Source organism: Hungatella sp. (assembly GCF_046966825.1).
The window spans coordinates 15,825-30,307 of the sequence record NZ_JBKVCZ010000048.1 but is presented as its reverse complement, the minus strand read 5'-3'; the positions used below and the strand labels follow the sequence as shown (position 1 = coordinate 30,307).

Annotated in this window: 13 protein-coding genes; 5 read left to right on the top strand and 8 right to left on the bottom strand. The window is 48.5% G+C overall.

Features of this window, described 5'->3' with window-relative positions:
- Positions 1-6: 6 nt before the first annotated feature.
- Positions 7-888: a carbohydrate ABC transporter permease gene (locus ACLTD4_RS15970; RefSeq protein WP_117621981.1), complete on the bottom strand. Its 882-nt coding sequence runs from the start codon at positions 886-888 to the stop codon at positions 7-9.
- A gap of 87 nt (positions 889-975) precedes the next feature.
- Complete coding sequence (locus ACLTD4_RS15965) at positions 976-2,400, bottom strand: extracellular solute-binding protein (RefSeq protein ID WP_117621980.1); 1,425 nt, start codon at positions 2,398-2,400, stop codon at positions 976-978.
- A 351-nt stretch (positions 2,401-2,751) separates the two neighbouring features.
- On the opposite strand from ACLTD4_RS15965, the gene ACLTD4_RS15960 reads away from it, so the two are divergent.
- The 3 genes from ACLTD4_RS15960 (at position 2,752) to ACLTD4_RS15950 (ending at position 6,330) form a co-directional block, all read left to right on the top strand.
- Positions 2,752-3,789: a LacI family DNA-binding transcriptional regulator gene (locus ACLTD4_RS15960; protein ID WP_117621979.1), complete on the top strand. Its 1,038-nt coding sequence runs from the start codon at positions 2,752-2,754 to the stop codon at positions 3,787-3,789.
- Positions 3,790-3,913: 124 nt separating this feature from the next.
- Entirely contained in the window at positions 3,914-5,245 is a 1,332-nt protein-coding gene (locus tag ACLTD4_RS15955) for a sodium-dependent transporter (protein ID WP_055653216.1), read from the top strand.
- Between the two features lie 86 nt (positions 5,246-5,331).
- Complete coding sequence (locus ACLTD4_RS15950; protein ID WP_117621978.1) at positions 5,332-6,330, top strand: choloylglycine hydrolase family protein; 999 nt, start codon at positions 5,332-5,334, stop codon at positions 6,328-6,330.
- 227 nt (positions 6,331-6,557) lie between these two features.
- Here ACLTD4_RS15950 and ACLTD4_RS15945 read toward each other — a convergent pair whose 3' ends face one another.
- Positions 6,558-6,779 (bottom strand): hypothetical protein, encoded by a 222-nt coding sequence (locus ACLTD4_RS15945; RefSeq protein WP_117621977.1) that lies wholly within the window; start codon positions 6,777-6,779, stop codon positions 6,558-6,560.
- Positions 6,780-6,936: 157 nt separating this feature from the next.
- A complete protein-coding gene (locus ACLTD4_RS15940) occupies positions 6,937-7,323 on the bottom strand; it encodes a hypothetical protein (protein WP_117622074.1) in 387 nt (128 codons plus the stop codon).
- A gap of 356 nt (positions 7,324-7,679) precedes the next feature.
- Here ACLTD4_RS15940 and ACLTD4_RS15935 point away from each other — a divergent pair, with 356 nt between their 5' ends.
- Together ACLTD4_RS15935 and ACLTD4_RS15930 are read left to right on the top strand one after the other, a co-directional pair.
- Complete coding sequence (locus ACLTD4_RS15935; protein WP_117621976.1) at positions 7,680-8,105, top strand: MarR family winged helix-turn-helix transcriptional regulator; 426 nt, start codon at positions 7,680-7,682, stop codon at positions 8,103-8,105.
- Positions 8,102-8,749, top strand: coding sequence for a YczE/YyaS/YitT family protein (locus ACLTD4_RS15930; RefSeq protein WP_117621975.1), 648 nt, complete (start codon positions 8,102-8,104; stop codon positions 8,747-8,749). The genes ACLTD4_RS15935 and ACLTD4_RS15930 overlap by 4 nt, the downstream gene beginning before the upstream one ends.
- A gap of 21 nt (positions 8,750-8,770) precedes the next feature.
- Here ACLTD4_RS15930 and ACLTD4_RS15925 read toward each other — a convergent pair whose 3' ends face one another.
- The 4 genes from ACLTD4_RS15925 to ACLTD4_RS15910 all read right to left on the bottom strand — a co-directional run bounded on the left by ACLTD4_RS15925 (position 8,771) and on the right by ACLTD4_RS15910 (position 14,481).
- Positions 8,771-10,096, bottom strand: a complete 1,326-nt coding sequence (locus ACLTD4_RS15925; RefSeq protein ID WP_117621974.1) for an ATP-binding protein — start codon at positions 10,094-10,096, stop codon at positions 8,771-8,773.
- Between the two features lies 1 nt (position 10,097).
- Entirely contained in the window at positions 10,098-10,808 is a 711-nt protein-coding gene (locus tag ACLTD4_RS15920; protein WP_055653209.1) for a LytR/AlgR family response regulator transcription factor, read from the bottom strand.
- Between the two features lie 143 nt (positions 10,809-10,951).
- Entirely contained in the window at positions 10,952-11,386 is a 435-nt protein-coding gene (locus ACLTD4_RS15915) for a hypothetical protein (RefSeq protein ID WP_002604997.1), read from the bottom strand.
- A complete protein-coding gene (locus ACLTD4_RS15910; protein ID WP_117621973.1) occupies positions 11,383-14,481 on the bottom strand; it encodes a beta-glucosidase in 3,099 nt (1,032 codons plus the stop codon). The genes ACLTD4_RS15915 and ACLTD4_RS15910 overlap by 4 nt, the downstream gene beginning before the upstream one ends.
- Positions 14,482-14,483: the final 2 nt, after the last annotated feature.

Sequence of the window (14,483 nt, the reverse complement as noted above, 5' to 3'; positions counted from 1 at the left end):
CTCCCGTTAATGCTTGTCATCTGCTTCTTTGCCGCCCTTTACGAACACCGTCAGCAGAATCAGCAAAATCATCAGAATAATTGCAGTTGCAGACGCAGACCCCAGGTCCTGATTTACAAATGCGTCCTTGTAAATAGACATCGGAAGCGTCATCGTCGATATCCCGGGTCCACCGCCCGTCATGATAAATATGACCACCATGCTTCTCATGGATTCAATCATACGGAGAGTCAGTACCAGGCGTATGATATTCTTCATACACGGAAGTTTTACATGGACAAGCGTCTGGAAATAAGAAGCCCCGTCAACCACTGCCGCCTCCATCAAATCACTGGGAACGCTCTGCAGGCCCGATAGGAGAATTAAAAATACAAAAGGAGTCCACTGCCAGATCTCCGTGATGATTACAGACAGCAATGCCGTTCCCTCACTGGACAGCCACGTTCCCGCCGGCACTCCAATAAGGCCAAGCAGATAGTTCAGCATCCCAAAGTTAGCATCGTAGATATACTTCCAGATAACGCCTACCACCACAGGAGAGATCATGACTGGAAGCATGAAAATACTGCGGAAGAAACGGATGCCCGGCAGGTTCTTCTCCAGAAGAAGCGCTATGACCATTCCCAGAAGGAGCTGCACAAAGATAACAGATACCACGAAGATCAGCGTAGTCTTCATACTTGACCAGAACTGCGGATTTTGAAAGAGTGTTTTGAAATTATGCAGCCCTACAAAGGCAGGGGCATTTTTTAAATCTACCAGAGACCACTGGAAAAATCCGAGAATTAACCCATACAGGATGGGAAATCCCATAAAAATGGTCATTAAAATCACGGTAGGCGCCGAAAAAATGTATGGAGCAAGTCTTTTCGATATGCCTTTTTTCATTGAATATCCTCCTATGCACCTAAATGCCCGGCCTCCGGAAAAGCACCGCATGTACGCCGGACCAGCCGGGCATTTCTGTCATTTAGCCTATTTTATATATCCGCCTTCAACCATAATCTTTCTCACTGGCTCTTTGATTTCTTCCATAGCCGCTTTCGCGTCCTTTGCACCTGTCATCACCTGATTGATCGCAACACCGAGAAGCTGTGACTGAATCCTTGTAATTTCCGGAATACCCGGACGCCAGTCCGGATTCGCATGGCTTACCGCTTCTTTTACCACTACAAACGCAGGCTGCGCTTCTAATACGTCCGGATCACTGAAGGTGGAGAGTCTGGAAGGCGTCACCGCCTTAAGCGCCAGTTTTTTGTCTGTATCCTTGCTTGTCAGCCACTGAAGGAAGAGGAAAGCTGCCTTCTTATTCTGGGAATTAGCCGGAATCCCCACGGCAAATCCACCAGCCTCCGTCTCAAGATAGCCATCATCCGCCTTTGGCTGGAGCGCAAATCCAACCGTATCGGCTACCTTCGACTTCTCCGGATCCTGACACATTCCGATAAGCTTATCCCGGTCAATAATCATGGAGGTCAGCCCCTGAAGAAATGCATTGTCAGAGGCTCCCAGGTCAAAGCTCTCAGCACCTGGCGGCGAGTAGACCAGCATTTCTTTCATGAAATCCAGAGTCGCCAGAGAACCTTCATTATCAAAAGCCGGCTCCCAGTTATCATCAAACATCTCTGCTCCCAGCGATTTCCCCAGTGTAAACCAGCTGTGGCAGGAATCCGCACCGCTGGAGGTACGCATGGACAGCCCATACATATTTGGTTCCTTCTCATGAATAATACGGGCCGCTTCCATCACTTCCCCATAAGTCTCCGGGACCTTTATGTCATATTTTTCGAACAGATCCTTTCGATATGCCATAATCGATGTCTCCGTTCCAAACGGAAGTCCTACCAGTTTTGCATCCGGACCGTCTAAATAGTCCTTAACACCGTCCACTTTTCCGGCCAGTTCAAAAAAGGCAGGAGCGAAATCCTCAATATCGTATTCAGGATATGTAATAGAGGGATCTTCAAAATAGGGATCGAGCACTTCCAGTCCACCGGCACGGTTGTATTCCGACTTCCAGGAAACAATATAAGCCACTATGTCAAAATCGGACTCCGGTTTGCTGAATTCAAGAAGCTGTTTATCATGCAGATTGTTATTAGCCAGCACATCCAACTCTACATTTATTCCCGTCAATTCCGTAAATTCCGGTATGTACTCCTTAACGGAATTCCAGTGCACGTTGTTGGGGACACTGGCAACTATGGTGGTACCGTCAAACTGTTTCCAGTCAAAGCTGCTCTCCTCCCCGGCGACGGTGGTTTCTGCCGCCTGCTCCTTTTCCGTCTGGGGTATCTGCTTAGTCTCCGTATTCCCCCCCTGATTGCTGCATCCGGTGCTGCCTAACAGCAGCATTGCACAAAGACCCATTGCAAGATTGCGTTGATGCATTTTTCTCATGTTGCTTCCTCCTTTTTTATTTTAATAAATAGGTATTTCTTTTGCGTTTAAGCAATATTTTCCCTTAGTTTCAAGATTTTCCATTATTTACCAGCATAATTTTCGTTAAAATCTCGTTAAAATATTAAAATTATCTCTCTTTATAGTTTTTATGATAACACATATTTTTGCACAAGTCATTAGCGAATTACGCAAACGTTTTTGTATTTTATTTTTGTTTTCGTTTTATTTTCTTTACTTTTTTTCGTTAATTTGCTCAATCATATTGCGTTTTTCCAGACATTTGTTATACTAAAAAAAGATTGTATGAAAGATACCGCTGCAGGGCGGAAGAATGGAGTGTGAGGAAATATGAAACTGAAAGACATTGCTCAGGAGGCCGGAGTATCCATATCTACGGTATCGCGTGTTCTCAATGACAAGCACACCAATGCCGCCAGCAAGGAAGTCCAGGAACGAATCTGGACGGTCGTTAGAAAATACGGATATGTCCCTAACGATTCAGCAAGAAATCTGCGCAAAAAAAATCAGGACGACACCCCTCTTAAGAAAAATGGGAACATCGCCTGTCTGTTTGCGCGTACAAGCGCCTTTACCGATATATTTTTTTCGTCACTGGCCCGCAGCATTGAGCAGGAGGTATTTAAACGGGGATACATCATAAAATATTCCTTCAGCGCCTTTGACATCGACAACACCAGTACGCTGAGTATGATCGAGGATAATCAGGTCGACGGAGTGGTAGTGCTCGGACGCGGCGATAAGAAACTCTTTCAATTTTTAAAGAAACATTTTCGCTGTGTAGCCTATACCGGGCTGAATCCGGTAGATGCCAACTATGACCAGATTATCTGTGACGCCTACGGCGCGGGCTGCTGTGCCATGGAACATCTGCTGTCTCTGGGGCACACCAGCATTGGTTATATCGGAGACCGGGAAAATGAAAATTTATACCGTGCGTATGAGGACAGTCTGACCAAACACCATCTGCTGATATCAAAGAAGCTTGTAAACACAGTCAGGCATCTCTCCGGAGAGAGCGGGTACTTAGGCGCCCAGTCTCTCTTCGAAAAGAATCCCAATATGACAGCGCTCTTCTGCGGAAATGACATCACGGCTATCGGCGCCATGAAGGCAGCAAAGGAAGCGAAGATCCGGATTCCCGATGATCTGTCCCTGATCAGCATTGATGATATTGAGACCGTACAGTATTTATCGCCGATGCTCACAACCGTCCATGTGCCTGTGGATGAGATGGGGCAGATGGTCGCAAAAATCCTGATCGACAGGATTGAGGGAGAGCACACCATTCCCTTAAAGCTCTACCTGCCATTCTATCTGGCTGTCAGGGAAAGCTGCGACCGGCCTCCAGTGAAAAAAAGGTCTTAAGAATTGATATTTCCCCCAATATTCAGTATAATAGAAAAGCTGTGTATCCGTACGCCCTTTTCCAGGCTCCGGCCTTCGGCGTGTACACACGAGAAAAGAACATATTATTGGGGGAGATCTACTTATGAAAACGAACAACAAATGGGCCAGCAAGATGGGCTTTATCCTGGCTACCGCCGGCGCGGCCATCGGCCTTGGAAATCTCTGGAAGTTTCCGTATCTTATGGGGCGCAACGGCGGATTTCCGTTCCTGATCGCTTATCTGTTTTTTATCTGCATCCTGGGTGTTCCCGTTATGATTACGGAGATGTCCCTGGGAAGAAAGACCGGGAAGAATCCCGTTCTCGCGTATGATACGATTCATCCGCATGCCCGGATCGTCGGCTGCTTCGGCGTGCTTGCCGCCTTCGTCATCTTATCCTATTACGCCATTATCGGCGGCTGGATCATCAAATACTTTGCCAGCTATGCCACCACCTTTCAGCCGCCGGCCGATTTCGGTGCGTTTACGGCGAAGCCTGTGGAACCGCTGGTCTGGTTTTTCTTATTCATGCTGATTACCGGCCTGATCTGTTATTTCGGTGTCAGTGGAATCGAAAAGGCCAGTAAATTCATGATGCCTGCGCTGTTTATCATCCTGATAATTATTATTGTCCGCGGCGTCACTCTGCCAGGAGCCGGGGAAGGGCTTGCGTTTATCTTCTCTCCGCGTTTCGATGCATTTAACATTACGTCCGTAAGCGCGGCGCTGGGACAGGTTTTCTACTCATTAAGCCTCTGTATGGGAATCACTATCACCTACGGAAGCTATCTGGACAGAGATATCAGCATTCCTAAAAGCTGCATCAACATCGCGGCCCTGGATACCGTAATCGCGGTTCTCGCGGGAATCGCCATTTTTCCTGCTGTATTTGCCAGCGGATTGGAGCCGGCCTCCGGTCCCAGCCTGATCTTCGTCACACTTCCAAAAGTGTTTGATGCACTGAAGGGCGGATCTATTTTCGCAACCCTTTTCTTTTTACTGGTATTTTTTGCAGCCGTGACGAGTGCTGTCGCCCTCCTGGAGGTATGTGCCTCCTTCGTCATGGGAACCTGGCACTGGAGCAGAAAAAAAGCCGTGCTTCTCTTAACCACGGCGATTTTCCTTCTTGGAATTCCCAGTTCCCTGTCCTTTGGGCCGCTGGCGGATATCTCCATACTGAACTATAACATTTTCGATTTCGTCTGCATGCTGACGGACAATATCTTCCTGCCTCTGGGCGGCATCTTCATGTGCTACTACGTCGCATGGAAATGGAATCCGGAAAAGCTGGTTGAGGAAATCGAACACGGCGGAGTGCGGTTTAAGCTGGCTAAAGCCTGGATTTTCCTGATCAAGTTTATTACGCCGGTGATGGTGGCAATCGTTACTATCACGGGATTTATCACGATCTACCATACTGTTACGGGCAGATAATCCATACTCCCCCGCTGACTGAATATTTACAGAGATGCAGGAATATATTTAACCATATCTGTTGGGACAAAATATGGAGGAGAGATATGTGCACTGCAATCGCTGTTCAGACACCGCAAAGAGAAGTTTATTTTGGCCGTACCATGGATTTTTCTTATCCATTGGATCCGGAACTGTATTTTATTCCGAAAGGATATGAGTGGAGGAATCTTCTGAATACGCACAAAATCCGGAACCAATATAGTTTTATGGGGATTGGCCAGGATATTTCCAGGGTCTTCTTTGCGGACGGAGTGAATGAGATGGGATTTGCGGCCGCAGTTCTGTATTTCCCGGATTATGCCGCGTATGATCCCATCGCCGCCCCGGATTCGAAGGGAATCTCTGTGGCCGCCATCGAGCTTGTCGGATTTCTGCTGGGCCTGTGTGCTTCCGTGGATCATGCCGCCTCCCTGCTCCGGACCATCCGAATCGTGGGGGTAGAAGACTCCATTACGCATTCCATCGCCCCGCTCCACTGGATTTTGACGGATAAGAGCGGGAAATGTATGGTTGCGGAGAAGACAGCCTCCGGCCTTCATTTAATGGATAATCTCATGGGGGTACTGTCTAACAGCCCCGACCTCCCATGGCATCTGACGAACCTGCGCAACTTTATGAACGTGACTTCTGTTCAGACTCCTGAAAAAGAGTGGGATTCTGTCAGCCTTACGCCGTTCGGACAGGGCGGCGGCACCTTTGGACTTCCGGGTGACTTCACGCCTCCTTCGAGATTTGTGAGGGCGGCCTGGATGAAGAGCCATACTCCGATTCCGGAAAACAAACAGGAAGCCGTCAATACCTGTTTTCATATCATGAACAGCGTTACCATTCCGAAGGGCGCCGTCATGACCTCCCGCGGCACACCTGATTATACGCAGTATACTGCATTTATGAATCTTTCTACGCAGGAATATTTTTTTAGAACTTACGATAACAGCCGGGTTACGGCGGCGAGGCTCCCTGCGGCCACCGGCCGTGATTCCAGGGCTGTGTCTCTGGGACGTATAAATAAACCGTCGGTGTTCGACCGGCGGGAGGTATAGTGGAGAGAGGTATCGGAGTTGGAGATGTCGAAGCGGGAGGTATCGGAGGCAGAGGTATCCATGGGGGCCGTATAATCGGTCGCTTCAGACTGCAGACAAACACAGTTTTTATAATTTTTTTGATAAATGTATAATATTTATAATGTATAAAACGAAAGGGCACCAGATCATAAAAGCTATCTGGTGTCCTTTATACTATTCATTAAACTGGAAATAAACAATATCTATCATAGAATATCTTGAAAATAATTTAGAAAGCTCTTCTTTTTTCTTATTTCTTCGGACTCTTTTTGTTTTTCTTCTTCATCGAGTTCTTGAACCACCTGTATATCACCTGTTCCCGAAAGAGCTTCAAGCAGCTTGCGGATCTCATTTTGGGCCAGGGAACCTGAACCCAAGGACAGACTCACCATTAAGATGAGAAATAATTTATATATCTTTTCTTTCATTCATTCCTCCAATTAAATCTCTTCTTTTCCTTACTCGCATAATAAGTATATGGCTTATACTCACTATCTGTTTGCATACAAAAAGAAAGCCATTGTTTGACTTTAAAAATGGCTTACAACCACCAGCACACTTGCAATGCTTGGAAAAAGATTTGATTCAATCGTCCAGACGTACCTTTTGATTAATTAATGTCCATTCATCAGGCAATAATATAAACAAGGCCGAAAAGTAAAACAGAAGAACTATAATAAGAAAAAGATACGGGCCGAATCCTTTTGGAACAGCTGCTGTTATCATTTCCGTATGAGAATTATTTTTGTTCAAAAATGATGCTTTAAAATGGGTAGTATCGTCATCATTTTCATTGGTAACGATATTTTCAGAAATTGCCATCGACTCAATTACAGTTGGCTTAGCTAATAATTCATAAAGATTATAATTACTACAAAAGAGCACATTCATAGTTAAGCCCATAGCAAAAAGAATCATAATGAAAAAGATTAAACTACGAAACAAATGATTTTTCTTATTATTTATTCCCATTATAACTCCCTTCTGAGCTTCCTCTACGTTCCATGTGGTCAGCTGCATTGATTTTAATTCTATATATGGAGACGTCAGATAATTCCTATTTATCTTAATTATACAATAGTTCAGACCAGAAATACAGCGGCACATACTTATTTTGGAAAATACACTGCTATACAATCAAATGAATTTTGTCTACAGTCTGGGGCGGCCGTATAACCGGTAGCTTTTTCATGTGCCCAATTAACTCCTCACAAGCCTTTCTTGACAATTCCGATATTTGTGGTAGACTAATATCTGGCTCTCAATAGTTTGTATGCAAACATTTCACATACAAACTATTTTATCTGAATAAATCATATGGAGGTCTTATGGATAAAAGTCTTCACTATTTACTGATGGCAACCCACTCTCTATTTCAAAAAAAGGTATTCAGCGGGCTCAGCGATTTGGGTCCCGGGCAGCCGAAGATTCTGGACTATCTCGGGCTTCATGATGGAAGTGTGCAGCGCCGGATCGCTCAGGGCTGTCAGATCGATCCGGCCACGCTGACCGGTCTTCTTACCCGCATGGAAGAAAAGCAGCTGATTGAACGCCGGACTGAAGGCGGTGACCGCCGCTCCTTTCACGTCTATTTAACACCGCTTGGCTGGAAAAAGCAGCGGGAGGTAATGGAAGTTTTTCAAAAATGTGAAGAAGAAATCTGCGGCGGGCTGAGCGTTCCCCAGACGGAAATGCTCAAAGAAACACTGACGGCCCTATGCCGCAATATGACTGATTTGGAGGTACTGCAATGACCCGCAGAGAATGGTGCAAACGATATCTGTTTTTTCTCGCCGGACTTTTTATTAACTCGTTCGGCGTCAGTTTTATAACCAAGGCCGCTTTAGGGACTTCGCCAATATCCAGTGTCCCCTATACGTTAAGTCTTGGCTTTTCCCCTACCCTGGGTATGTTTACCCTGTATATGAGTATTGTGCTGATCCTGATTCAGATAATTCTGCTGCGCAAAGATTTTCCCCGCCAGTATCTGCTGCAGATTCCCGTGTCCTTTCTGTTTTCCTGGTTCATTGACATGACCATGGAACTGTTGGGATTCCTTTCACCTGCTGCTTACCCGGCCAAGGTTATATGCCTGCTGCTGGGTTGTGCCATTCTGGGGTTCGGAGTCTTTATGGAAATGGCCGCAGGCGTGGTCATGCTTCCTGGCGAATGCTTCGTCAATGCCATTTCCAGGACATTCCATACTGACTTCGGCAGAACCAAGGTGGCTTTCGATACCTCAATCACCGTTGCCGCCGCCATCATTGGCATCGTCCTTTACAGGGAACTGGCCGGAGTGAGGGAAGGGACCATTGTGGCCGCTGTCCTTGTGGGTATGATCGCCCGCCGTCTAAACTGTACCATCGGGCCCAGAGTCAATCTCCTGCTGGTGCGGTAACACGACCGGTCTCCCCCGCTCCTATTCCGCCTTCTCAGGCAGCAATATCCTCAGTTCAAACCAATGGTTCTTCACCGAGGCCGTCACCGATCCCCCATATTTTCTGGCCGTGCTCTGAATGCTCTTCAAGCCATACCCGTGAAACCGTGTATCCTTCTTCGTCGTGACCGGCATTCCGTCCTTGAGCACCGGCTCTTTTTCACAGTAATTTTCCACGCGGATTCGGACAAACCCTTTCTGTTTCACCACCGATAAATGAATCAGCCTCTTCTCGCTCTCTTCCTCAGGAATCTGTCTGACGCTCTCGATGGCATTATCCATCGCATTGCCGAACAGGCTGCTGATATCGATGGTATCCATGAAATGCAGCGCCCTGCCATCGGCCACGCAGGTAAGGCTGATATTCTGACCCTGGCAGTAGATGCTCTTACTTGTAAGAATCGCATCCAGCACCTCATTTCCCGTCTTATTCTGAGTCTCATAGATCTTGATCTCCCGCTCCATTCTGTCCAGGCAGTCCGTCTTCTCCTCGCAGCGCACTTCGCTTCGCAGCACCGCGATCTGGTGCTTTAAATCGTGGTATTTCTGATTCACCATATCGATGCTTTCCTGAGAGATCTGATAGTTCGCATACTGCATCTGCAGCATTTTCTGCAGTGCGTCAACCTCAAATTTCATCTGAAGCTCCTTCACCTGGAGATGGTATGCGTAGAGGACGGCCACCCCTCCTAAATCCACAAACGTCCGGATAATATAGATCTCCGACAGGAAACGGCTGCTGAACGGCGTATTGTCATAGACATAGCTTAAATTGCTCATCAGATAGATTCCTGCACTGAGAATAATTGCGGAAAAACACTCCCTGCGTGTAATTCGTATCTCCACCTCATCCGAGGACTGCTTCGTATCCAGGAACCAGAACACGGCAAATACCACGGCATAGACCACGGCAATCAGAAGGAAGCTGGTAAGATAGGAACGCTTCAAATGCAGCCCCGCCACCGAATAGAAGTAAATCTGCCAGCCCAGGGAAGCCGTAAACTCCCCGCAGATAAATGCCCGCGCACAGTAATATCCGGCTACTGTCGGCGTAAAATCCGCACACGTATAGATTTGAAGGAACAGTATAAAAATGCATAAGGCCATGATCGGCAGGAAGAAAATTCTGTCCGGATTAGCTGTCACCGTCATGAGTACCGTGATGGCGATCAGAAAGCAAAGCTGAACGCCCCACCAGCCCCGGCTCTTTATGCGCTTCTTGTTCTGCATCACAATCAGCAGGGCCGACAGCCAGTATGCAATTGCGTAATAGTATCCCGGCGTATCCGCCAGGTTCATCGTATTCATCTTATTTTCCCACCTCGTTCATGTAATCGTTGAGCACATCCAGAAACGCTTTCTTTCTGGAACGGCTGACCAGCACGGGGACTCCGCCCACGGTCGCTATGCCGTTCTGGAAATTCTCCACATGTTCCAGATTGACGAGATAACAGCGGTTGCACCGGAAAAATGTATTGCTGTGAACCGCATCCTCGACCTCATTCATCGTGCCCTTCGAACGAAACTTCCCCGCTGCCGTATAATATATCAGATCGTGATCCTGCACCTCCACGTAATAGATCTGGGAAATATCGATCTTCTGCATTCCCCCTTTTACCGCAATTGTCAGATACTTCCTGTCCCGCTTCTTCATGCGCACCAGCGCCCTGTCGATCCGCTGGGAAAATGCGAAATAGGACACCGGTTTTAAGACGTAATCCAGCGCGTCCACCAGGTAGCCCTTGATCGCATACTGGGGCATATTGGTGATAAAAATAATGACGACTTCGCTGTCATGCTCACGAATCTTTTCCGCCGCCGTCATTCCGTCCATAAACCGCATCTCAATATCCATCAGAATGATATCGTACTCCGCTTTATAATCTGTCGCAATGTCTTCCCCATCCTCAAATACCGTAATCTTTATTTTCTCCCCACTGTCCGCTTCATAGTGACGCAGATGCTCTGTCAGGCTTTCCGCATAATTCCGATCATCTTCTACTAACGCAACATGAATCATGGACTTTTCCCCTCTTTCTGCTACCCAATACTTTCCTATTAAATTATATACCACAAAAGAACCCCAGAGACAACCGTCCGGCTGTCTCCAAGATTCCTTCTCTCGGGGCTGTGAACTGCAACCTTCTCTTCCGTTTCTGTCCCTTACCGCTCCTTTACGACGCGGAAAAAAGATGCAATAATGTTAAATACAATGGCCAGCAGGCAGAATACCATGCCGATGACTGCACTCTTCATATCCGCCATAGTCTGTGCGTTGTTTTCAAACGTCATGATCGAGGCGATGCCTGCCACGCGGCTCGAAATGAAGAGAACCAGTGCTGCCGTGAGCAGAACCCCGGCGATCACAGGCAGGAGATCCAGATAGATTTTCGATCCGGCCCTTTCGTATCCGATGATGTAAACCAGTTCCAGCACACAGGCCGCCGCCAGACACACCACCTGAGACAGACTGACTCCCAGATTTCCGAAATAATCCGTATTGCAGTTTATATAATAAAATACCAGCCCTGCAATGGCAAATACCGTTGTTATTGCCGCAAGGTAAAATCCCGCGGACTGCTTTTTCAGAAAATTCATGCTTCTCCCTCCTGGCTCTCTTTCCGTTTTACACTCCTTAAGTACATAGCTGCTCCGCCCAGTGTCAGCAGCGCAAACACGATCCATGCCGCCGTCAGTGCGTTGTCATACCAGGTCCTCACGCTTACAATGCGGGAAGATTCTGCAAGGCCGTCCATCGCGTTGGAATTGGCCAGCGCATAGTTCTGCCAGAGCATTACATTCTTTAAATCCTGCATCATGGAAGCGTCTTTGCTGACCGCGTCCACGGTCCAGTACGGCCACTTCGCGGTGACTGCCGCAATGTCATTATCGCCGGTGTTGCAGGTCATCGTAACGCCGCAGTGAACCGCCTCCTTTAACACGCTGTAGTTGGCGTCCTGGATAAAGTCTTCCGACATCAGTCCCTGAAATCCCCATTCCTTATGAAGAATGTTCATGAGCAGTCCGTAATGCGCATTGCCCGCCGTGCATCCGATCCGGTTAAAGGTTGTCATGACTCCCAGCGCGCCCGCATCCTCGATGCTGGCCTGGGTACCGCGGAGTTCATTTTCGCGCAGCTTCTGTTCCGTCATGAAGGCGCTGATACCCGACCGGTTGATCTCCGTGTCATTGGCTGCAAAATGCTTCGGAGCGATGATACATCCGTATTCCTTTCCTGCCTCGATGTAAGCCGCCGCCTGATAAGCAGTCAGCACCGCATCCTCCGAGTAGTACTCATGGTTTCTCGCATTGTAAGGCAGACGGTGCAGGTTGGTCCCCGCACCCCAGAAGATCGGCAGGTTGGACCAGATCGAATAATTTCCGATCACTCTGCCGTATTCCGCGGCCAGCTCTTTGCTGAAGGTCTGTGCAATCACGGTTTCGTTGCACATGGTTCCGAATTTATAGCTCAAATTCTTGTCGTCGCTGCTGACTGCGTAAGGATCTCCCGATTCGGCATCCGTATTTGCATACTGTCCGAGTGTGTAGGAATTAATTCCGTTTGGCCCGTCGTTCTGAACCGCCTCCGGGGACACGATGGATTCGATCGTCTTCGTGCTGGTGCCTCCGAATCCGGTACGGATCATGGCTTCTTCCAGCGTAATCTGGTCGATCAGCTGCTGCCATCTGGGATCATTGATATCTTCCACTCCCTTTAAGGCCGCAAGTGTCAGGCCGTTGTCCGCGCCAAAGGTAACGGAGGCTGGATCCCCCTGTTCCCGGATCTCCACCAGGTCATTTTTAAGGACTTCCAGCATTTCCTCTGTGGCAGTTAAATCCTTATAGGTTTTCGGCCACGTACCGGACCAGTCGCTTCTCGTTAAATAAGTAACCGTACCAGGCATATAGTAATTTAAATCGGCGTCGCCAAGCTGGTTCTCGACCGCGGTTCCATTGGCACTGTAGGCAAAGGTTGTGGAATCAAAGGAATCCAGCGTCCATGTTTTCACACAGTCTTGATTTCCGTCTTCCGTCATGCCGTCCGAGACGGTCTTTCCCTGCGCCGCAAGCACGTTGTTTACCGCCTCATGGGAGCCGTTGCCCAGCGTAAAATAGTAGGTTCCGTCGTCTAAGATAAAGCAGCCCTTCGTCCCCGCCTCATTGTCAATGGCGCTGTCCCAGCTGGTCATATCCTGCGCGTCCGCTGTGATCGTAACCGTCACGGATTCTCCGGGATTTAACAGCTCCGTCTTCGCGTAGTCGAGAAGCTGAACCGCAGATTTCTCTACCTGATTCTTCTGATCGTACTCCGTATAGGGCAGGGAAACGTAAAGCTGGACCACATCTTTTCCCGCAGCGCCGCCGGTATTGGTCACGGTAACCGCCGCCGTCACTGTTTTGGCCGCCAGATCCACTTCCAGGCTGTCCAGGGTCTGGCGGAAGGTCGTATAGGAGAGGCCGTAGCCAAAGGGATAGGAGACTTCCGCATCATACTGCCAGGATGCGCCGTTTACACTTCCCACCGCATCGGAGGCATTTCCCTGTCCCAGAACGCAGTCCGCATACCTCGTTTCATAATATTTATATCCCGTATAGATGCCTTCCGCTTCCACCAGCGCGGAATTAATGGAATAAGCCGAATCCGCATTGGTGTATTCGAAATTTCCGTAATTCTGTGCGGCCGGGGAATTGCTGTTCTTTACCGCGTACGTATCGGTCAGATGGCCGGATGGATTGGCCGCTCCGCTTAAAATATCGGCCACACCGTAGAATCCGTATCCGCCCGGAAGTCCGATCTGTAAAATGGCATCCACACCCGTGTTGTTCTTGATCTCGTCGATTTCCATGGCGCTGGCATTGTTCAAAAGCACGATGACCTTTCCGCCGGCTGACTTTTTCGCATCCACCGCGGCCTGAATGATCTCCCGTTCCGTATCCGACAGGCCCAGCGGATCCGTCTGATTTAAGCTCTGCTCCGGATTAACACCGTCTTCTCCCGGCATATAGTTGCCGTTTTCCGTGGCGGCGCGGGCCAGGGTCACCACCATGACGTTATAATCGGAAAGGCTGTCCTTCCATCCCGGAGCGGCGCTGTCCATGGCCTCCTCGTCGGCTTCCAGGCTGGTAAAGGTTCCCGTCGTGGAAGGCGCAGTCGTCCGGTAATACGTGGTCTTTCCCCACGGAAGGATGGCTTCTGATTTGAAGCTTTCCTTCATCCCCTCATACATGGACTGTAAAACCGGATTGATTACAAAGCCCTTTGAGGCGAAGGCGGTCACCATATCGACCGTATCCGCGTCGGTTCCCGTATTTACGGACAGCGTGCTTCCAAAATCTCCGCCCTGTACCGGATAATAGCTGCTGAAGCCCAGCAGGGATACCTTCTTCGTCTCCGCCTCCGAGAGAGGGAGCGCGCCGTTATTCTTGAGAAGCACGGAGCCTTCCTCATTCATACGCTCTCCAAGATCCTCGATGGCGTCCAAAAGCTCTGTCGTACTCTTATAATCAGATGCGTATGTATACAGTTCCTCCGCAGAAGCCCCCTCGGTGAGAATCTTCGAACTCTGTGTTCCAAGGAATTTATCAATATCCGTTCGAAATCCGCCGATCACCATGGTTGCGGATAAGGATACTGTCAGAAACGATGCGGTAAGCGTCGTTACCCCCCGCCAGATATGACTTTTTACTTTCATCT

What these genes read in the sequence shown, in the direction of transcription:
- ACLTD4_RS15925 (WP_117621974.1), bottom strand. Translation starts at nt 10,096, where the DNA reads ATGAATACGATGAACCTGGCGGATACGCCGGGATACTATTACGCAATT.
- ACLTD4_RS15970 (WP_117621981.1), bottom strand. Translation starts at nt 888, where the DNA reads ATGAAAAAAGGCATATCGAAAAGACTTGCTCCATACATTTTTTCGGCG.
- ACLTD4_RS15920 (WP_055653209.1), bottom strand. Translation starts at nt 10,808, where the DNA reads ATGATTCATGTTGCGTTAGTAGAAGATGATCGGAATTATGCGGAAAGC.
- ACLTD4_RS15945 (WP_117621977.1), bottom strand. Translation starts at nt 6,779, where the DNA reads ATGAAAGAAAAGATATATAAATTATTTCTCATCTTAATGGTGAGTCTG.
- ACLTD4_RS15960 (WP_117621979.1), top strand. Translation starts at nt 2,752, where the DNA reads ATGAAACTGAAAGACATTGCTCAGGAGGCCGGAGTATCCATATCTACG.
- ACLTD4_RS15940 (WP_117622074.1), bottom strand. Translation starts at nt 7,323, where the DNA reads ATGGGAATAAATAATAAGAAAAATCATTTGTTTCGTAGTTTAATCTTT.
- ACLTD4_RS15915 (WP_002604997.1), bottom strand. Translation starts at nt 11,386, where the DNA reads ATGAATTTTCTGAAAAAGCAGTCCGCGGGATTTTACCTTGCGGCAATA.
- ACLTD4_RS15955 (WP_055653216.1), top strand. Translation starts at nt 3,914, where the DNA reads ATGAAAACGAACAACAAATGGGCCAGCAAGATGGGCTTTATCCTGGCT.
- ACLTD4_RS15965 (WP_117621980.1), bottom strand. Translation starts at nt 2,400, where the DNA reads ATGAGAAAAATGCATCAACGCAATCTTGCAATGGGTCTTTGTGCAATG.
- ACLTD4_RS15950 (WP_117621978.1), top strand. Translation starts at nt 5,332, where the DNA reads ATGTGCACTGCAATCGCTGTTCAGACACCGCAAAGAGAAGTTTATTTT.
- ACLTD4_RS15910 (WP_117621973.1), bottom strand. Translation starts at nt 14,481, where the DNA reads ATGAAAGTAAAAAGTCATATCTGGCGGGGGGTAACGACGCTTACCGCA.
- ACLTD4_RS15930 (WP_117621975.1), top strand. Translation starts at nt 8,102, where the DNA reads ATGACCCGCAGAGAATGGTGCAAACGATATCTGTTTTTTCTCGCCGGA.
- ACLTD4_RS15935 (WP_117621976.1), top strand. Translation starts at nt 7,680, where the DNA reads ATGGATAAAAGTCTTCACTATTTACTGATGGCAACCCACTCTCTATTT.